This is a genomic window from Brochothrix sp. (assembly GCF_017549435.1).
In the GTDB taxonomy this organism is placed as follows: Bacteria; Bacillota; Bacilli; order Lactobacillales; family Listeriaceae; genus Brochothrix; species Brochothrix thermosphacta.
Genome location: NZ_JAFYUW010000035.1, coordinates 26,224 through 44,736, shown reverse-complemented (window position 1 = coordinate 44,736; position 18,513 = coordinate 26,224). Strand labels below are relative to the sequence as shown.

The 18,513-nt window shown below is 36.2% G+C and carries 20 protein-coding genes and 5 tRNA genes; 3 read left to right on the top strand and 22 right to left on the bottom strand.

From position 1 onward, the window contains the following. On the top strand, window positions 1–171 hold a 171-nt coding region (locus tag IKV95_RS02420; protein WP_287451379.1), incomplete at its 5' end, for a tautomerase family protein. Window positions 172–431: 260 nt separating this feature from the next. On the opposite strand, the gene groL is transcribed toward IKV95_RS02420, so the two are convergent. Both groL and groES read right to left on the bottom strand, forming a co-directional pair. Beyond that, entirely contained in the window at window positions 432–2,060 is a 1,629-nt protein-coding gene (gene groL, locus IKV95_RS02415) for a chaperonin GroEL (RefSeq protein WP_029090536.1), read from the bottom strand. A gap of 30 nt (window positions 2,061–2,090) precedes the next feature. Then, a complete protein-coding gene (groES, locus tag IKV95_RS02410) occupies window positions 2,091–2,375 on the bottom strand; it encodes a co-chaperone GroES (protein ID WP_069119563.1) in 285 nt (94 codons plus the stop codon). Window positions 2,376–2,565: 190 nt separating this feature from the next. On the opposite strand from groES, the gene IKV95_RS02405 reads away from it, so the two are divergent. Together IKV95_RS02405 and IKV95_RS02400 are read left to right on the top strand one after the other, a co-directional pair. After that, a complete protein-coding gene (locus tag IKV95_RS02405) occupies window positions 2,566–3,240 on the top strand; it encodes a CPBP family intramembrane glutamic endopeptidase (protein WP_036042381.1) in 675 nt (224 codons plus the stop codon). Window positions 3,241–3,265: 25 nt separating this feature from the next. Then, complete coding sequence (locus IKV95_RS02400) at window positions 3,266–3,460, top strand: YdiK family protein (RefSeq protein WP_036026723.1); 195 nt, start codon at window positions 3,266–3,268, stop codon at window positions 3,458–3,460. 110 nt (window positions 3,461–3,570) lie between these two features. On the opposite strand, the gene IKV95_RS02395 is transcribed toward IKV95_RS02400, so the two are convergent. The 20 genes from IKV95_RS02395 to alr all read right to left on the bottom strand — a co-directional run bounded on the left by IKV95_RS02395 (window position 3,571) and on the right by alr (window position 18,510). Next, window positions 3,571–4,608: a zinc-binding alcohol dehydrogenase family protein gene (locus IKV95_RS02395; protein ID WP_227002017.1), complete on the bottom strand. Its 1,038-nt coding sequence runs from the start codon at window positions 4,606–4,608 to the stop codon at window positions 3,571–3,573. Window positions 4,609–4,743: 135 nt separating this feature from the next. Next, a complete protein-coding gene (locus IKV95_RS02390; protein ID WP_069119559.1) occupies window positions 4,744–6,231 on the bottom strand; it encodes a DEAD/DEAH box helicase in 1,488 nt (495 codons plus the stop codon). A 195-nt stretch (window positions 6,232–6,426) separates the two neighbouring features. Continuing rightward, complete coding sequence (locus IKV95_RS02385) at window positions 6,427–7,899, bottom strand: amino acid permease (RefSeq protein WP_287451378.1); 1,473 nt, start codon at window positions 7,897–7,899, stop codon at window positions 6,427–6,429. A gap of 38 nt (window positions 7,900–7,937) precedes the next feature. Then, on the bottom strand, window positions 7,938–8,282 hold the full coding sequence (locus IKV95_RS02380) for a fluoride efflux transporter FluC (RefSeq protein WP_029090541.1): 345 nt from the start codon (window positions 8,280–8,282) through the stop codon (window positions 7,938–7,940). Beyond that, the gene (locus IKV95_RS02375) at window positions 8,279–8,665 is read right to left on the bottom strand and encodes a CrcB family protein (protein ID WP_287451377.1); all 387 of its coding nucleotides are present in this window, start codon (window positions 8,663–8,665) and stop codon (window positions 8,279–8,281) included. Before IKV95_RS02375 ends, IKV95_RS02380 begins: the two co-directional genes overlap by 4 nt. A gap of 67 nt (window positions 8,666–8,732) precedes the next feature. Beyond that, a tRNA-Leu gene (locus IKV95_RS02370) sits at window positions 8,733–8,817 on the bottom strand. A 153-nt stretch (window positions 8,818–8,970) separates the two neighbouring features. Further along, window positions 8,971–10,245: an NCS2 family permease gene (locus IKV95_RS02365; RefSeq protein WP_029090543.1), complete on the bottom strand. Its 1,275-nt coding sequence runs from the start codon at window positions 10,243–10,245 to the stop codon at window positions 8,971–8,973. 345 nt (window positions 10,246–10,590) lie between these two features. Further along, window positions 10,591–10,662, bottom strand: a tRNA-Gln gene (locus IKV95_RS02360). Between the two features lie 5 nt (window positions 10,663–10,667). Further along, window positions 10,668–10,744 (bottom strand) — tRNA-Asp (locus IKV95_RS02355). Window positions 10,745–10,752: 8 nt separating this feature from the next. After that, a tRNA-Glu gene (locus tag IKV95_RS02350) sits at window positions 10,753–10,824 on the bottom strand. A 12-nt stretch (window positions 10,825–10,836) separates the two neighbouring features. Next, window positions 10,837–10,924, bottom strand: a tRNA-Ser gene (locus IKV95_RS02345). A gap of 138 nt (window positions 10,925–11,062) precedes the next feature. Further along, entirely contained in the window at window positions 11,063–11,506 is a 444-nt protein-coding gene (locus IKV95_RS02340; protein ID WP_029090544.1) for a SprT family protein, read from the bottom strand. A gap of 2 nt (window positions 11,507–11,508) precedes the next feature. Next, window positions 11,509–13,674 (bottom strand): Tex family protein, encoded by a 2,166-nt coding sequence (locus tag IKV95_RS02335; RefSeq protein WP_069119553.1) that lies wholly within the window; start codon window positions 13,672–13,674, stop codon window positions 11,509–11,511. Between the two features lie 130 nt (window positions 13,675–13,804). Further along, the gene (gene sigB / locus IKV95_RS02330; protein WP_069119551.1) at window positions 13,805–14,590 is read right to left on the bottom strand and encodes an RNA polymerase sigma factor SigB; all 786 of its coding nucleotides are present in this window, start codon (window positions 14,588–14,590) and stop codon (window positions 13,805–13,807) included. A gap of 13 nt (window positions 14,591–14,603) precedes the next feature. Further along, window positions 14,604–15,050, bottom strand: a complete 447-nt coding sequence (gene rsbW, locus IKV95_RS02325) for an anti-sigma B factor RsbW (protein WP_069119549.1) — start codon at window positions 15,048–15,050, stop codon at window positions 14,604–14,606. Then, on the bottom strand, window positions 15,040–15,384 hold the full coding sequence (locus tag IKV95_RS02320) for an STAS domain-containing protein (RefSeq protein WP_069119547.1): 345 nt from the start codon (window positions 15,382–15,384) through the stop codon (window positions 15,040–15,042). Before IKV95_RS02320 ends, rsbW begins: the two co-directional genes overlap by 11 nt. Before the next feature lie 19 nt (window positions 15,385–15,403). Then, a complete protein-coding gene (locus IKV95_RS02315) occupies window positions 15,404–16,405 on the bottom strand; it encodes a PP2C family protein-serine/threonine phosphatase (protein ID WP_069126273.1) in 1,002 nt (333 codons plus the stop codon). Window positions 16,406–16,410: 5 nt separating this feature from the next. Next, complete coding sequence (locus IKV95_RS02310) at window positions 16,411–16,830, bottom strand: ATP-binding protein (protein WP_029090550.1); 420 nt, start codon at window positions 16,828–16,830, stop codon at window positions 16,411–16,413. Window positions 16,831–16,950: 120 nt separating this feature from the next. Continuing rightward, the gene (locus tag IKV95_RS02305) at window positions 16,951–17,298 is read right to left on the bottom strand and encodes a type II toxin-antitoxin system PemK/MazF family toxin (RefSeq protein ID WP_029090551.1); all 348 of its coding nucleotides are present in this window, start codon (window positions 17,296–17,298) and stop codon (window positions 16,951–16,953) included. Between the two features lie 96 nt (window positions 17,299–17,394). Continuing rightward, window positions 17,395–18,510: an alanine racemase gene (alr, locus tag IKV95_RS02300; protein WP_069126274.1), complete on the bottom strand. Its 1,116-nt coding sequence runs from the start codon at window positions 18,508–18,510 to the stop codon at window positions 17,395–17,397. Window positions 18,511–18,513 lie beyond the last annotated feature (3 nt).

Below are 18,513 nucleotides of genomic sequence, written 5' to 3'. Positions count from 1 at the left end.
TGTGGACCTGGTCGTACAATTTCACAAAAAAAAGCGCTCTATCAAACGATTGCTGAACAAATCGACTTGAAAACGTCTTTAACCAAAGAAAACATCTTCATTTTACTCAATGAAGTCCCACTTGAAAACTGGTCCTTCGGGCATGGCAAAGCACAGATGATTCAGGAATAAACTATTCTGCCGATTACTCACTATCCTAATAGTTATTTTATGACTTTCAAAAATCACCTAATAATTATTATTCAACACACAGACGTTAGAACGATTAAAGTTAATCCTTAACAATCAGTCATTTTAACTTGTTATCTTACTAAAAAAACTGAGTATGACTAATAGCTTTGTATCTTTTCCATAAAAGAAAAAGATGATGCTGGAATTTATCATTACCAACACCATCTTTTTTTATTTTTTTGTTTAGAGTGACTGATGAATTACATCATTCCGCCCATTCCACCCATACCACCCATATCTTGAGGCATTGGTGATTCTGGTGCCGGTCTGTTAGCAACGACTGCTTCTGTTGTTAAGAAGAGCGCTGCGACTGATGCAGCATTTTGTAATGCCGAACGCGTCACTTTAGTAGGATCAACAATTCCTAATTCTACCATGTTACCCCATTCGCCATTTGCCGCATTGTAACCAATTCCTGCAGCTTCTTTTTTCAAACGTTCAACAATTACTGCACCTTCAACGCCAGCATTTAAAGCAATTTGTCTCACTGGTTCTTCTAACGCACGGAGTACAATATTAATACCTGTCTGTACATCACCAGTTTCTTCTAATGCCGCAACATCGTTGTACACATTAACCAACGCTGTACCACCACCGGCAACAATACCTTCTTCAACTGCTGCACGTGTAGAGTTCAATGCATCTTCAATACGTAATTTACGCTCTTTTAACTCAGTTTCTGTAGCAGCCCCAACTTTAATAACTGCAACACCACCACCAAGTTTAGCTAAACGTTCTTGTAATTTTTCACGATCAAATTCAGAAGTAGATGCTTCTAATTGTGCTTTTATTTGTCCGATACGTGATTCAATATTAAGCGCTTGTCCAGCACCTTCGACAATTGTTGTATTTTCTTTCGTTACATTGACACGACTTGCTGTTCCTAACTGATCAAGTTCCGTATCTTTTAATTCTAATCCTAACTCATCAGTGATCATTGTCGCTCCCGTGATGATTGCAATATCTTGCAACATTTCTTTACGACGATCACCAAAGCCAGGTGCTTTAACAGCAACAACATTAAATGTACCACGTAATTTGTTTAATACTAATGTTGCTAACGCTTCACCTTCAACATCTTCAGCGATAATTAATAGTGCGCGTCCTTGCTCAACAACTTGTTGCAAGACAGGTAAAATCTCTTGAATGTTGTTGATTTTTTTATCAGTCACCAATATATATGGATTTTCTAATTCAGCAATCATTTTTTCTTGATCTGTTGACATATACGGTGATAAATAACCGCGGTCAAATTGCATACCTTCAACCACATCTAATTCTGTTTTAAAACCTTTTGATTCTTCTAAAGTGATAACACCGTCGTTACCCACTCGTTCCATTGCTTCTGCGACTAATTCACCAATTTCTTGGCTTCCCGCTGAAACGGCAGCAACTTGTGCAATTGATTGTTTCCCTGTAATCGTTGTTGAAATACGTTGTAATGCTTCAACTGCTGCTGCAGTTGCTTTTTCCATTCCTTCGCGAATACCTACTGGGTTAGCACCCGAAGTGACGTTTTTTAATCCTTCTTGAATCAATGCTTGTGCTAATACTGTTGCAGTTGTTGTACCATCACCGGCAACGTCGTTTGTTTTGCTTGCTACCTCAGACACAAGTTTTGCACCCATATTTTCAAAAGCATCTTCTAACTCAATTTCTTTGGCGATTGTTACACCATCATTTGTAATTAAAGGTGAACCAAAGGCTTTTTCTAAAACAACGTTTCGTCCTTTAGGTCCTAAAGTTACTTTAACTGCATTAGCTAATTGATCAACCCCACGCAACATTGACGCACGTGCGTCTTCACTGAATTTCAAATCTTTTGCCATTATAAGTTCCTCCTCTATTCGTTCTTTATTCTATTCAACAATTGCTAAAATATCATCTTCACGTAAAATTAAATATTCTTTGTCATCGTATTTTACTTCTGTTCCCGAATATTTCGAAAACACAATACGGTCACCTACTTTTGTTTCTAATGTTGTTTTAGTTCCATTTTCTAAGCTACGACCTGCTCCTGTTGCAACAACGATGCCTTCAGAGGGTTTCTCTTTAGCAGAATCTGGCAGCACAATACCACCTATCATTTTTTGCTCAGTTTCAATAATTTCAATCACTACGCGATCGCCTAATGGTTTTAACATACTAACAACCTCCTCAGATAGTAGAATTTTTTAGCACTCGTTACTCTCAAGTGCTAATCACAACTATTATAATAGACAATTTTGGTCAAATTTGCAAGTTATACGGATATTTATTTTAGTTGCTGATTTGTCATATTATCGCTACAATGATACTAGCAATAAAAACAGAAGACAAAGGAGTTATCAGGTTATGAATAAAAGATATTGGTGGATACTTGCAGTGTATCTCATCATACAGATTACTTCATCTTTAGGCGTTTTCTGTGTTATGGTAATGAAACAGTTTCGCCCTGTATCAGATCAACAAGCGAACGTAATTATCTCTAACTGGTCTATTGGTATTTTTATCATCGGTGCCTTCATTGTATTACTCTTGTTACGAAATGCACCTTCAACAACTTATATTGATCGCCAACCTAAAATGGCTTGGACTAAAAGTATTTGGTTTATTATCGGTGGTGTCTTTGTCGCTTTCATAACACAGGCAATCACATCCACGATTACAGCTATCATCAATGGAGGGCTCGAACAATCGGAAAACACAGCTAACTTAATGGGCGTGCTATTTGAAAATCCCTTGTTCATCGTTTTAATTGTTTTTGTTGCCCCATTTTTGGAAGAAATTATTTTCCGAAAAGTTATTTTTGGTGCACTGACTAACAAAATGCCTGTCGCTTCAGCTGCGCTTGTCAGCGCCGTGATTTTTGCAGTCATACACTTCGACTTTTCTTATTTACTTGTGTACACTGGAATGGGACTCGTATTTGCTTATTTCTACTATAAAACCAAACGTATCTATGTTTCATATGCTATTCATATGTTGATGAATGCGGTTGTTGCGCTAGCAGGATCTTTACAAAACTAACAAATTAATAGAATGGAGTTTTATTATGCAGTCTGTCCGTGGACAAATTATCTTTAACCTCTTGTTTGGTGTTATTTTTACATATTTAGCCATTCGCCCTGTTTCCGAGAATGGATGGACAATTTATCCCATCCTATTGATCTCATTTGCGGCTATCGATTTTATTCGAGTTGTTAACTTAGTGATGTTAACTCGCAAAAATAAAGATGATCAAAAATAAAAATAAAAACCAGCTTGATTTGCTACTAGCAAAATCAACTGGTTTTTTCTTTTACTTAATTTTCATTTAATAACAGTGCATTGATTTTTCTCAAGACACTACTAACTTTTTCAGTTCTCGCCTACAAAACCGCCTGTTAAGACTAATTTTCCGACCATTTGACTTTTTTCTAACAAAGCATGCGCTTCCTTCAAAGATTTAGCATTGATACCATTTGTCATTTCCTGTGTTAAGGTTGACGTCAATTCACCACTATCTAAACGCTCAGCAATAAAGGCTAATATCTCTCCTTGTGTTTCCATTTTGTAACTGTAGTTCGCTTTAGCAAACATAAATTCCCAATCAAAACTAGCTGATTTATTTTTCAATACATTCATATTCAATGTATCTGTCGCTTCAACGATTGATGCAATATGTCCAAATGGTGCAATGAGTGCTGCAGCTTCATCAAAATAACGCTCGGTTGAATGTAAAATAATAATCGCTTCTAATGATTCATGTCCAAGTTTTTGTAGCTGTTCTGTCATGTTATCATGGTAATCAATCACTGCATCAGCACCATTTTTTTTCACCCAATCATTGTTTTTGGGGCTGCAGGTCGCAATTACTTCTATCCCTGCCCATTTTGCTAATTGTATTGCGATTGATCCTACGCCACCTGCACCGTTAATTACCAATAACGTTTGACCACTATTCGCATTAGCTTCTGCTACAAAACCGATTTTTTCAAACAGCAACTCATAGGCTGTCAAAGCGGTCAATGGCATAGCTGCTGCTTCGGCTGCAGAGATATTATGTGGTGCTTTGCTTGCTAAGCGCTGATCCACTAGTTGATACGCGGCATTACTGCCTTGACGTTGTGCTGAACCTGCATAATAAATACGATCGCCAACAGCAAATTTTGTTACGTCCTCTCCAACTGACACAACTTCTCCGACTGCATCAAAACCTAATATGCGAGCTTCAGTTAAAGCAGCAGTATTTTGACGTAATTTTGTATCTACTGGATTGACAGAAACAGCAATTACTTCAGTTAAAACATCTTGACCACTTGCTACTGGAATCGTCAGTTCAAGATCAACTAAGCTCGTGCTTTCAGTAATCGGTAAACCTTGAAATAAACCTACGGCTTTCATTTTTTTTAACATGTACATTCCGCCTTTCTGAATAACTATTCCCCTAAAGTATAAATGTTTTTCACTGATATACCAACTTAAACACAATAAAAATAGCCAGCTGATAAGTCAGCTGACTGTTTCATCTACCTTCTCGTAAACACCTTATTACTCTGGATTGATACTATTTTTTAAATCACTTTCGTATGTTGTTTCATTTGCTTTGTTGACGCGTCGAACGCGACCTTTAATTGGGAAATCCTGTAACTTTTCAAGTACCATTTCACCTTTACTATTTAAAATCTCTACGAATGTAGATACATCTAAAATACTAATAACGCCGATATCTTCACCTGTCATGCCCTCTATCCCACACAAAGCACCAACTACATCACCCGCACGCATCTTCGTTTTCTTACCTGCATTAATATGTAATTTCATGATTTCATCTTTAAAATCATGGCCTTTTTCTTTTTTAATTTGCATTTTTGTTTCCTGTTTTTGTTCAAAAGCCGGCAACGATGCTTCAACTTGTTCCGTTGTAGGATGTGCTACCTTTTCAATCGTGCCTTCCATCGTTTCCATAATTGGCTCAAGGTAACGATAATCAGAAGAAGTTACAAACGATACAGCTTGCCCATGATTTTCAAATCGTGCAGTTCGACCAATTCGATGCACATAACTTTCAACGTTTTCTGGTAAATCAAAGTTTAACACGAGTGCAATATCAGCAATATCCAACCCACGTGATGCAACATCAGTTGCCACCAAGTAACGGAAATAACCATGTTTAAAATCGTTAATTACCGCTGTTCGATGACGTTGTTCCATCCCACCATGTAAAGTCGCGACTTCAACACCTAACTCAAATAGTGCATCTGCAATTTCTTCAACAGCCGCCTTTGTATTACAAAAGATAATACTACTTTCAGGATTCTCTACAACAATAACATCTTCTAATAATGCCACTTTATTATCATAATCAACTTCATAATAATGTTGTTGAATACGATCAATAATTTTATTTTCAGCTTTAACTTCAATAAATTGTGGTGCTTTCAAATAACTTTGTGATAACTTTTTGATTGCTGGCGGCATGGTTGCAGAAAATAATGCCATCGTGCGTTTATTTGGAATTGCTTTAATAATATTTTCTATTTGTTCAATGAATCCCATCGCCATCATTTCATCTGATTCATCGATTACAACGTTGGTAATCTTACTTAAGTCTATAGTACCTCTTGTTAAATGATCAATTAAACGCCCTGGTGTTGCAACCACTACGTGTGTTCTTTGTTTAAGATTTTTTTCTTGTTTTTCAAATGAACTACGTCCAAAAACTGCCTCCACTTTGATTCGTTTGTAACGACCAATATTAAAAATATCTTCTTGTATTTGTAAGGCAAGTTCACGCGTTGGTGTTAAAACCAATACCTGTGGCTTACGCTCTTCCCACTCAATTATTTCACACATAGGAATAGCAAACGCGGCTGTTTTACCACTACCTGTTTGTGACTTAACAATCAAATCCTTACCTTGCAATAGTTGCGGAATAACTTCCTCTTGAACGCTTGTTGGTTCTGTATATCCTAAAATGTTAATAGCTCTCACTATTTCTTCGCTTAAGTTAAATTTTTCAAATGAATTAGTACTCATAATTTCCTCCTGATACAGCAATCACGCTGTTAATTCTTCTCTTATTTATTGTAGCATAAAAACAACCTGCTTTTTCCTCACTATTTTAAACAGTTTATTTTATGCATCTTATTTCCTAGGAAATACATTTTGTTTCCCCATAAAAAAAACAGACAAACGACCTAACATTTGTCTGCATTCTCTCGTTATTAAAAATTATTTTTCATCTGTAACAACCACAGTTTTTTCTAAGTCCACTTTTTCTAATGGAATAAGTTTTGTTTTGTGCTTGATTTTGTAGAAGAAATAGCAGAAAAGGAATAACGGTATACTCATATAAGTGACTAGTATCGCCTGAATATCCCATTTAGCAAAAGAAGCTAAATCTTGCCCTACAATAACTAAAATACATAAAACCAATGCTAATATGGGGCCTAATGGGAACCATTTAGCTTTGTATTTTAACTCATCTAATGAATGTCCTTGTAATTTATAAGCTCGTCGGAACCTGTAATGAGATACAGCGATACCAATCCACGCAATAAAACCAGTTAATCCACTTGCTGCTACTAAATATAAGTAAACTTGTGGTCCTAAAATGGATGTTAAAAGAGCTAAACCAGCAACAATACCTGTGAAAATAAGAGCATTCATTGGAATACCTCTTTTATTAACACGTCCCATACGACGAGGTGCTTGACCTGATTGTCCCATCGCCATCAACATACGTGTACTAGCGTACATACCTGAGTTACCTGCCGATAAAACTGACGTTAAAATAATCGCATTCATCACACCAGCTGCCATCGCTAATCCCGCATTTTTAAATATCAATGTAAAAGGACTCATTGCGACATTTGTTTCACTTCCACCTAATAAATCAGGGCTTGTATAAGGAATAATCGCTGCAATAATTGCAATAGCTAAGATATAGAATAATAATATTCGCCAAAAAATCGTTTTGATAGCTTTAGGAATACTTTTTTCTGGTGTTTTTGATTCACCAGCTGTTATACCAATCAGTTCTGTTCCTTGGAACGAAAAACCTGCAATAACAAACATTGCTAGAATCGCTGGAACACCACCAACAAAAGGCGCTTCTTTATAAGTGAAATTAGATAAACCATAATAGTGCCCACCTAATATTCCAAAGATAGTTAAAATACCGATGATAATAAAGGCAATCACCGTTATGACTTTAATGATTGAAAACCAATATTCAGCTTCACCAAACGCTTTGACTGTTAATGCATTCAGTGCAAAAATAATCAACAAAAAGAAAACGCTAAATATCCAGCCAGGAATTTGTGGTACCCAAAAACGCATAATCAAAGCCGCTGTACTAACATCAACAGCCAATGTAATTGCCCAGTTAAACCAATAATTCCAGCCCATTGCAAATCCAAAGGCTGGATCAACAAAACGTGTTGCATACGTGCTAAAAGAGCCTGATACTGGTAAATAAGTTGCCATTTCACCTAAGCTAGTCATTAGGAAAAACACCATTAACCCAATACCAACATAAGCGACGAGTGCGCCACCAGGACCTGCTGTTGAAATTGCTGAGCCACTCGCAACAAACAAACCTGTACCAATACTACCTCCGATGGCAATCATCGATAAATGACGCGTTTTCAGTTGGCGTTTAACACCTTCCGTCTTTACCGTATGATGTTCATCTAATGCCATAATTTTTCCACCTTTCGTTTACTTTTAATCCTTTTGAATTATAGAACATGTACAATGGTAGCTAAAAGAACGCCAACAACATAGGACATGCTAATATAGTAAATAAATGTATAAAGCTCTTTTTGCTTCAATAGTTTAAAACTTTCTAAACTAAATGTTGAAAAAGTAGTTAAACCACCAAAAAAACCAATAACAACTAACAATAATTGTGTTTCATCTGGTTTTTGTAAAAGGTATGCCGCCATCGCATAAGACCCTACCATATTAACGATAAAGGTTGCTAATGGAAAGATTCCTTTATATACAAAAGAGATTATTTGTGTTACGAGATATCGACATAAGGCACCTAAACCAGCGCCTAGACCAACAAGAAGAAAACTCATCCTTTTGCCCTCCTCTTATTTAGAAGTTTATGTACGAGATAATAAGCAAGTTGAATCATCAAAAAACTACCGATTAAACTTACTGAGAAATAACTTAGCGCGAGTACGATCTCTACTGCTTTAAATAATCGTACAAAATCAATGCTGAATGCTGAAAAAGTTGTAAACGCACCGATAAATCCAGTGCCGATGGCCATAATGATCATTTTAGGTATTTTAGTTGCGATACTCATATATTCATTCACAATAACCAAAACAAAACAACCGAGTAGATTCACAATTAACGTCCCGTAAGGAAAACCATCGCTTTGAAATAACAAACCAATGCCATAACGTGACATTCCTCCAAGTGAACCAAATAAAAACATAAGCAAATAGCTCATTGTTCTCCTCCTTATACTCTTAAAAAATAAAAAAGATAGCCAGATATAATCTGGCTATCTTTAACTATGCGGCCAAGAGGACTTGAACCTCCACGCCCTAAACGGGCACCAGATCCTTAGTCTGACGCGTCTGCCAATTCCGCCATGGCCGCTTACACTTGCATTACTTATATTACCGTAATTAACTTTCGCTGTCAACAGCTTTTATGTATTTCTTCTTTTTTTATTCGATTTAACGTATATTATTTGCTTATTTATTCAAAAAAAAACAGTTACCTTTAAGCATAGTAACTGTTTAATACTAATTAAATCCAAATTTTTACAATTAAATATGCAAAAAACAAAGCGGAGATTACCCAAGTCATTTTGGATATTTGTTTAATTTTCCCTACAAATACTTTTACAAGTGGATACGCTACAAAACCAAAAGCTAATCCATCTGAAATACTCATAGAAAAAGCCATCATTACAATCATTAAGAACGCTGGGAACCATTCGCTCAAATCAACTAAATTGATAAAACGAATATTCTGCATCATTAAACAACCTGTGATGATAATGACTGGTGCTAAGGCAGAGCTTGGAATAAACGATAGTAATGGAATCATAAAAATAGCCGCTACAAAACAAATACCAACCGTTATGGCAGTGATTCCTGTACGTCCACCTTCTTGAATTCCCGTTGAACTTTCTGCAGCTGGAATAGTCGGACTTGTACCTAATAAACTTGAAAAGAGCATCACAATACCGTTAACACGAAAAGCCTTTTTAAAACGATGATTATCGATGCCAGGTAATATGCCATTAAATAATCCCATCGATTCAAAAATTAAAATCATTGCCAAAGAAAAAGTCCCTAATATAAAGCCACCTGATAAAAAGCCGCTAAAATCTAATTTCCCAACAATTTGAGGATAATCAGTAATTGCTTGTAACGAAAATAGACTCTTTTCTCGTGGAATAATATTGAATACATTCGTAATTACTGTTGTGATCAGTATTCCTATAAAGAAACTCCCTTGAATTCCTTTAAAAAAGAGAAATAATGTTAAAACCAAGGTAAACAAGGTCATTAATAATAACGGTGATGAAAAATCATTTAATTGCATAAAGGTATGATCACCTTTTACAATGACACTACCTTTCTCTAATCCGATTATAACTAGGAACAAACCAATTCCAGTTGTAATGGCATGTTTTAAACTTTCTGGCACTGCATCTGCTAATAAATTTGTTAATGGTGTATATGCAACAATTAAATAAATAACACTTGCAGAGAAACTTACAGCCAATGCCTCTTGCCAGCTCAGTTTCAATGAATAAACAAGCGTATATGTAAAAAACGAATTGACTCCCATCCCTGTCGTAATGACAATGGGTACTTTAGCAAATAGACCGATTGCAACACAACCGATAATCGAAATAATGATAGTACCAAAAACACTGAGTTCAGGAGGGATTCCTGCTTCTGCTAAAATCATTGAGTTCACAATAATTACATAAGATATCGCAAAAAATGCTGTTAAACCAGCGAGTACTTCTTTTTTGTAATCGACCTTAATTGGATACTTTGAAAACATATGACACGCTCCTTGTATTTAAATTACAGCTGTTCAAATGCATCGCATCGTTGCTTACTATTTTAAGACAAAGCAAATAATAAACGTGTTATTATTCATGCGACCCATGAGTTATCTATAATTTAAGTTGTTCTATTATTTTTTGTTATTAGCTTAACATAGTTATGTAAGCGTAAAGCAATGCACTATTTATTTTAACACGTTTAGTACACAAATAGTTTTTATTAATTATATAAATAATTAAGCTATACTAATGCATGATTTCCAGACGATTCTTCATATCTTTAGAATACTTTTAAATTCACGCAAATAAAAAAGTCTCTATTATAAATAGAGACTTAAGAACTGGGGTGGCAGGGATCGAACCTACGCATGATGGAATCAAAATCCATTGCCTTACCGCTTGGCTACACCCCATAAACTGGCGGTCTGGACGGGACTCGAACCCGCGACCTCCTGCGTGACAGGCAGGCATTCTAACCAGCTGAACTACCAGACCAATAAAAGTGACCCGTACGGGATTCGAACCCGTGATACCGCCGTGAAAGGGCGGTGTCTTAACCGCTTGACCAACGGGCCTAAATATAAATACGGAGAAAGAGGGATTTGAACCCTCGCGCCGCTTTCGCGACCTACACCCTTAGCAGGGGCGCCTCTTCAGCCACTTGAGTATTTCCCCTAAAAGAAGTTATCTCTTGACTACTCTTAGTATTATATAGGCTTTCTCCGACATCGTCAATAGTTTTTAAGAAACTATATTAATTTGTCTGAAAAAAGTTTCTCTAAACTAAAAAAGTGTCGTAGAAAACTTCAGTTATTATTTGTCAGTTATTTTTTTCAATCTACCTTTACACTTACCACAAACATATTTTACAACATTAAGCTGTTTCTTACGATGATAAATAAAATGGCATGTTTGACATTCGTATTGATGATCATTCGCTGTTTCAATTCGTTTACAGAAACGGGTTCCTCCAACAGCTCTTAACATTGTTTTGAAATCAACATCACGGTGCTGGTATCCTTTTCCTTGAAGATGTAAATGATAATGACATAGCTCATGCTTCATTATTTTTTCAAAATATTCCTCACCATAGGCATCTAAATATTTATGGTTCATTTCAATAGCATGTGTCGCTAATAGATACCGACCGCCCGTTGTCTGCAGTCGTTTATTAAAACGCGCTTGGTGAACAAAAGGATGTCCGAAAAAAACTTCAGACACCCTTTCCATCCATTGTTGTAACTGTTCATCCGTCATTGTTATGCTTTAACACGCGGTTGAATCATCGATAAAGCAACACGTTGTTTGTTTGTATCAACGCTTACAACCCAAACGGTTACTATATCACCCACTGAGACTACTTTCATTGGGTCTTTTACAAATTTATCGCTGAGTTTAGAAACATGAACTAAACCGTCTTGTTTCACACCAATATCGATAAATGCACCAAAATCAACAACGTTCCTAACAGTGCCTTGTAATTCCATACCTTCTTTTAAATCAGTCATCGATAATACATCTTGGCGTAATAACGGCGCTTCCATATCGTCGCGTAAATCTCGACTCGGTGCTTTCATTGAAGCAATAACATCGGTTAATGTTGCAACACCAACACCTGTGCTTTCACTCAATGACTCAATATTAATATTCGCAATCCCTTTAACCAATTCTTCCGTACCTAAATCACTTGGTTTTAATTGTAATTGGGTTAAAATTTGTTTTGCAACATCGTATGATTCTGGGTGAATAGCAGTTTCATCCAACTTGTTTTTAGCGTCAGGAATACGTAAAAAACCGATACTTTGCTCATAAGATTTCGCGCCTAAACGTGGGACCTTTTTCAATTGTGCTCGACTTAAGAACGGGCCGTTTTCTTCACGATAACGACGGATATTTTGTGCGGTTGTTTTGTTAAGACCAGAGACGTATTGTAATAGTGCACTTGATGCCGTGTTGACATTAACACCTACTTGGTTAACTGCCGTTTCAACTACAAATGTTAGGGTATCTGATAATTCTTTTTGGGAAACATCATGTTGATATTGTCCAACTCCAACAGATTTAGGATCAATCTTAACCAATTCGGCTAATGGATCTTGTAAACGACGACCAATTGAAATTGCCGACCGTTTTTCAACTGTGAGATCAGGGAATTCTTCACGTGCCATTTCACTAGCAGAATAAACACTCGCACCCGCTTCATTCACAATAATATAGGCAACTGACAAATGATTATCTTTGATCAATTCCGATGTAAATTGTTCGGATTCACGTGACGCTGTCCCGTTACCAATAGCAATAATTTCAACATCGTATTTCTTAATAAGATCCAACATTATTTTTTGCGCTTCTACCAATTTGTTTACTGGTTTATGGGGATAAATAACTGATGTTGTTACTGCCTTGCCTTGCTTATCCAGCACAGCTAATTTACATCCTGTACGATAGGCTGGATCTAATGCCAACACACATTTGTCTTTTAATGGCGATTGCAGCAATAATTTACGTAAATTTTGACCAAAAATATCAATCGCATGCGTCTCTGCATGCTCCGTTAATTCACTGCGTATTTCACGCTCTATCGCCGGTCCGATGAAACGTTTGTATGCATCTGTAATCGCGGCAATAATTGCAGCTTGGGCTACTGTCTCTTGTTTACGCATCACCTGCAAGGCAATGTAGCGTTGAACGGCTTCTTCATCAACCTCAAGGTTTACTTTTAAGACGTCTTCTTTCTCTCCACGGTTAAGCGCTAACACACGATGAGGAACGATTGATTTTACTGCCTCATCATAATCGTAGTACATTGCAAAGACTTCTTGCTCATCAACCGCTTTCTTTTTCTTAGTTGCTGTTAAACGACCACGATTATATGTCATCTCACGTATGAAGCTACGATAAACAGGATTGTCACTAATAACTTCTGCCAGAATTTCATGAGCACCTGCTAATGCTTCTTCACTTGAGTTGATTTCTTGTTCCGCATTGATATATTTTTCAGCTTCCGCTACTGCACTACCCGTTGTAGGCAATCCTAATAACCAATTTGACAACGGTTCTAAACCTTGTTCTTTAGCGATTGTTGCTTTCGTACGTTTCTTTATTTTATAAGGGCGGTATAAATCTTCAACAACTTGTTGTTTTGTCGCTTTTTCAATTGCTTGTTTTAACTCGGTTGTTAACTTACCCTGTTCCGCAATGGTTCGTAATACATCTTCTTTACGTTGCGATAACTTCACTAAATAGTTATAACGTTCTTCAATTGTACGGATTTGAACCTCGTCTAGTTCTCCTGTGGCTTCTTTACGATAACGTGCAATAAACGGAACAGTATTACCCTCTTCTAGCAATTCTAAAGTTGTTTCAATTTGTTTTTTCCGCAGTGTTAATTCGCTGGTTAATTGTTGTATGATGATTGCATCCATTCGTTTAAAACCCCTTTATACTAATTTTTCCTTCGTCATAATTCAATTTTATCACACTCACACGCCTTTTAAAAAAAAGATGAGTTATAAAAAAAAGACACCACGCACATAAATTGTGAGTACTGTCCTTTTATTCGTCATATTGCATTTTTAATAATGCGGCACGTAATTTCTTAATTGCTCCACGTTGTAATCGTGAGACGTGCATTTGTGATACTTCCATTTCTTCACCAGCTTCTTTTTGACTTTTATTATCAAAAAAAGTTAGTTGTAATACCATACGTTCACGGTCATTAAGGACAGGCATAGCCTTTTCAAGCAGCATGCGTTGTTCTATCATTTCATAACCATCTTCATCTTCACCAACAACATCTAATAAACTCATTTGCGAACCATCATTATCTGTTTCAAAGGTATGATCCACAGATAATGCTTGATAACTTTGACCCATTTCCATTGCTTCTAGTACTTCTTCTTGTGTGTAGTCAATACTCTGAGCAATTTCTTGAATACTTGGAGAACGTTGAAGAGCAATCGTTAACTCTTCTACTGTATTTTTTATCTTTGGACCAAGTTCTTTTATTCGTCTTGGTACATGTACACTCCAGGTTTTATCACGCAAGTAACGTTTAATTTCACCAATAATTGTAGGGATTGCAAAAGATTCGAACTTACGATCAAATGAGGCATCAAAACGAGCAATTGCACCTAATAATCCCAAATAACCCACTTGAACTAAATCATTGTGATAGGATTGTTTTCCATTAGAGTATTTACGCGCCAAAGCTTCTACAAGACCAGAATAATGAAGAACCAACTTTGTTTTAGCCTCTTCGTCATTTGATTTTTGCACTTGTTGAATCCATTCATCTATTTGTTCCTTAGTCGGATCAGTTGCTTTTCCTCTGTGCACCATATATTGTAGTCACCTACTCTTTATCAAAGTATTTAATCATTTCGATTTCCACACCATTTTCTTCTTTAAGTACCACATCATCCATTAAGGCTTGAATCAAAAACAACCCCAAGCCACCCACTTCTAAAGTATCAGCAGTTACATCTGCTGTATAGGGTTTACGATCACTTGAAAGCTTTACACCATCTGATGGAGTAACGCCTTCATCTTTAACACGTATTCCTAGCCGGTCTTCATAGCGTGAAAATATAATTTCAATAATGCCTTCTTCACTATTTTGATAAGCATGAGTGACTGCATTAGTAATTGCCTCACTAATAGCAATTTTCAAATCCTCGATGATTTCATAACTGAAACCACATTGATTAGCAATACTCGAAAGCGTTAAACGTCCTAAAGAAATATATTCGGATTTAGCAGGTATTTTCATTTCAATACAATCAATTTTTTTAATTGTCATCAGCACCGTCATCCTTTTCCTTTCGATTTATCGACATTATATTGTCTAGACCGGTAATTGTAAATAAGCGGTATAGTCGCTTAGGTACTTCTTCAATTAACAACTGTCCATTTACCTTAACAAGACTTTTATAAATACCGACAAAAACTCCTAAGCCTGTACTATCCATATAAGTTACTTCACTCAAATTGACTCGTATTACAAAATTTTCAATCTCAGCAAACTTAGACATTTCAATTTCTAAACGAGGTGCCGTATTACCATCAATTTCACCCCTTAATGTGAAAATGGCTGTATTATCATTCGTTTCTTCGACACTTGTGTTTAAAACCATTTAATATCCCCCCCTATTTTTAAGCTATACGTTTGATGATAATTAATGTGAAATCGTCATATAGTTTAAAATTTTGTAGCTCAGCTAATTTTTTATACACATTATCAGCAATATCCTGTGCCGATAATTCATGGAACGAGTAGATTAACTCTTTTAATGTTTCACGTTCAATAAACCCGTCACCAATTCGTGTCTCTGTCACACCATCTGATAACACCACAATAAAATCACCTATACTAAGCGAACGCTGGTACTCATGATAAGTGACTTCTTCTTGAATACCTAACATTAATCCTTTGGCATATAGATCCTGGTATTCATTATCTAATGCGTTATACCAAAAACCAATTTCATGACCTGCAGACGAATAGGTAAACACTTTATTCGATTTATCATATACCCCTAAAAACATCGTAATAAACATATTATCTGAAATATTTTCTTCAACCACCTTGTTAAGGTAGGATAACATACCACTCACACTTACTACATCATCAGGAGCATTTTGCATACCATACTTAAGCATCGACATTGCTAGCGCTGCGGGTATCCCTTTACCTATCACATCCGCTAGACTGACAGTGATGGCTGTTTCATTTTCAAAAAAATGATAATAATCACCACTCATTTGGTTAGCAGGCTTATCACACACACCAACATCCAGATGTTCTTTACTTGGAATTTCTGTTTGTAACAATGATTTTTGGATTTTCCCAGCTTTTAAAATTTCTTTTTGCAGTTCTTCCTGTTGTTTTTTTATAATAAGATTCCGTCTATAATCCGCACCATAATTCACCATTACCGTCATCAATACCTCTAAAGACGACAATACAATATCCGGTAATTTTTCTGGAATCGTAAGAAGTGCGGTACGATGAATACCAACGATTTCTTCAGGTGAAACACCTTGTGAAATTGCTTCTTTACTCCACTTATTAATATTATATAAGTATTTTTCGTCCCCTTCTTTTATATACCCATTCAGAAATTTACTATAATCTTTCTCAAAACGGAAAGTCACAAATTTCACCCCTTAATTAACCATTTTGTCACGGTTACTTCCACCCCGTCTACCCCTAACTCTGTTGAAGCAATTTCAAACTCATCAAACCAGCGTCTAACGCTTAACATTTCTAGCCTTATACCATCTGTTTGATTTACTGCAATATTTTCAGACAGGAAATCTGCCATATTTTCTATGCCAGGCCCCTGATCTACTGCTATTATTTTAATTCCCATTCGTTTCTCTTCAATAATTCCTTCTATTGAAAAGACACCTGACTGAGCAACTGTATACATATTTTGACATATACCACTGGTAAAATTAATAATATATGCTTGTGTAACATAATCAAAACCGATTTTCTTACACACTTTTCTAACTTCTTGACGGACTTCGATTATGTCCCATTCACTATTTATTTCAAACTTCGATTTTATATGCATTACGTTCACCTGGCCTATAATATTTAGGGTGTTTTCTTTTATTAGTTTCAGTATATGCATAGAGCATAATACTATTATAGCCTATTTTGTTTCTATAAGTATGATAATCCACTTGACCTACTAAAAAGTAACCAGGCTTAAACTTATTTTCAGACTGTTATCTACTTCTTTCATCACCTTTTTATCAAGAACTGTTACACGGTCTGTTAACCTTTGTTTATCAATTGTACGAATTTGTTCTAACAAAATCACTGAATTTTTATTCAATCCTTTTTTGCTGCTTTTTACTTCGACATGGGTTAAAAGTTTTGCTTTTTGAATTTTAGCAGTAACAGCTGCAACAATAACGGTTGGACTGAACTTGTTGCCGATATCATTTTGGATAATCAACACTGGTCTAATTCCACCCTGTTCTGATCCTTTGACAGGAGATAAGTCTGCATAATAAATTTCACCTCTTCTAATCATTCTAGCATTCCTCCATTTGATGAAGCTGGTTATCGAAAAAACCTGCTTCCACATTTCAATTGTGTGATCGATTTTGATGTGTTCTTCGATGGTTTTTTAAATATAATAACGTGGAATGCGATCGCTTAGGAGACAAACGATTTCATAATTAATAGTGCCACTATAATCAGCAACATCATCAGTAGTAACTGACTCATTGTAACTTTCGCCAATAAAAGTAACTGTAGTATCTATCGGATAGTATTTTGGTAAACGAATCATACATTGGTCCATACACACACGACCAATAATTTGACAACGTTGGCCTTCAATTAAAACAAAACTGCCTGAACGATCACGCAACCAACCATCCGCATAACCTATCGGAAGCGTGCCAATCCATTCGCCTGTTTCAGCTACTTTATATGTAGCACCGTAGCCAATCGATTGACCTTCTTCAACCCATTTAACTTGAGTTAATTTTGAAAAAAGTGCCAATGCAGGTTTTAATTGATAAGGTAGCATTGGTTTTATTTCCATAGATGGTGATAGACCATACATTGCAATACCTAGTCGAATGCAGCTAATTTCCAACTCCGGGTGCATGAGAGCAGCTGCGCTATTCGAACAATGGATATATTTAGGTTGTGTAATAAGGGCTGTCTTTAATACTTTAAATGTTTTTAACTGTTGTTTAAAATAAGTAGTATCCAGCTCATCCGCAGTAGCAAAATGCGTGAAAACACCCTCTAATTGTGCCGTTGGATGCTCAACAATATTTTTTTCAATTATTTTAATTTCTTCTTCATCTCGAAAGCCAATTCGTCCCATTCCAGAATCAATCACTAAATGTAAGTATAGGGGCAAGTTTTCAGCAATATGAGGTTTTACTAACTGCCAATATTCCAAATCACAAATAGGAATACTCAATGATTCTTTTTGTGCAATCGCAACATCTTCTGCGCGAATAGGCGCAAGAATTATTATAGGTTCATTTATCCCAGCTGCTCTCAACTCTAAAGCTTCATCAAGTAACGCCACGCAAAAACCAGTTGCTCCGCCAGCCTTCGCAGCTTTCGCAACAGCAACTGCACCATGGCCATAACCATTTGCTTTAACAACAGCAAAAACAGCAACATTTTCAGATAATATTTTTTTCTCGTTACTGATATTTTCCTCGATGTTTTTCAAATTGACTTCTATCCATGTATTACGATGTGTCCCTAACGTCATATA

Bases quoted from the DNA above. Each gene is read 5' to 3' on its own strand.
- groL (WP_029090536.1), bottom strand. From the start codon at position 2,060: ATGGCAAAAGATTTGAAATTCAGTGAAGACGCACGTGCGTCAATGTTG.
- groES (WP_069119563.1), bottom strand. From the start codon at position 2,375: ATGTTAAAACCATTAGGCGATCGCGTAGTGATTGAAATTATTGAAACT.
- IKV95_RS02405 (WP_036042381.1), top strand. From the start codon at position 2,566: ATGAATAAAAGATATTGGTGGATACTTGCAGTGTATCTCATCATACAG.
- IKV95_RS02400 (WP_036026723.1), top strand. From the start codon at position 3,266: ATGCAGTCTGTCCGTGGACAAATTATCTTTAACCTCTTGTTTGGTGTT.
- IKV95_RS02395 (WP_227002017.1), bottom strand. From the start codon at position 4,608: ATGTTAAAAAAAATGAAAGCCGTAGGTTTATTTCAAGGTTTACCGATT.
- IKV95_RS02390 (WP_069119559.1), bottom strand. From the start codon at position 6,231: ATGAGTACTAATTCATTTGAAAAATTTAACTTAAGCGAAGAAATAGTG.
- IKV95_RS02385 (WP_287451378.1), bottom strand. From the start codon at position 7,899: ATGGCATTAGATGAACATCATACGGTAAAGACGGAAGGTGTTAAACGC.
- IKV95_RS02380 (WP_029090541.1), bottom strand. From the start codon at position 8,282: ATGAGTTTTCTTCTTGTTGGTCTAGGCGCTGGTTTAGGTGCCTTATGT.
- IKV95_RS02375 (WP_287451377.1), bottom strand. From the start codon at position 8,665: ATGAGCTATTTGCTTATGTTTTTATTTGGTTCACTTGGAGGAATGTCA.
- IKV95_RS02365 (WP_029090543.1), bottom strand. From the start codon at position 10,245: ATGTTTTCAAAGTATCCAATTAAGGTCGATTACAAAAAAGAAGTACTC.
- IKV95_RS02340 (WP_029090544.1), bottom strand. From the start codon at position 11,506: ATGACGGATGAACAGTTACAACAATGGATGGAAAGGGTGTCTGAAGTT.
- IKV95_RS02335 (WP_069119553.1), bottom strand. From the start codon at position 13,674: ATGGATGCAATCATCATACAACAATTAACCAGCGAATTAACACTGCGG.
- sigB (WP_069119551.1), bottom strand. From the start codon at position 14,590: ATGGTGCACAGAGGAAAAGCAACTGATCCGACTAAGGAACAAATAGAT.
- rsbW (WP_069119549.1), bottom strand. From the start codon at position 15,050: ATGACAATTAAAAAAATTGATTGTATTGAAATGAAAATACCTGCTAAA.
- IKV95_RS02320 (WP_069119547.1), bottom strand. From the start codon at position 15,384: ATGGTTTTAAACACAAGTGTCGAAGAAACGAATGATAATACAGCCATT.
- IKV95_RS02310 (WP_029090550.1), bottom strand. From the start codon at position 16,830: ATGCATATAAAATCGAAGTTTGAAATAAATAGTGAATGGGACATAATC.
- IKV95_RS02305 (WP_029090551.1), bottom strand. From the start codon at position 17,298: ATGATTAGAAGAGGTGAAATTTATTATGCAGACTTATCTCCTGTCAAA.
- alr (WP_069126274.1), bottom strand. From the start codon at position 18,510: ATGACGTTAGGGACACATCGTAATACATGGATAGAAGTCAATTTGAAA.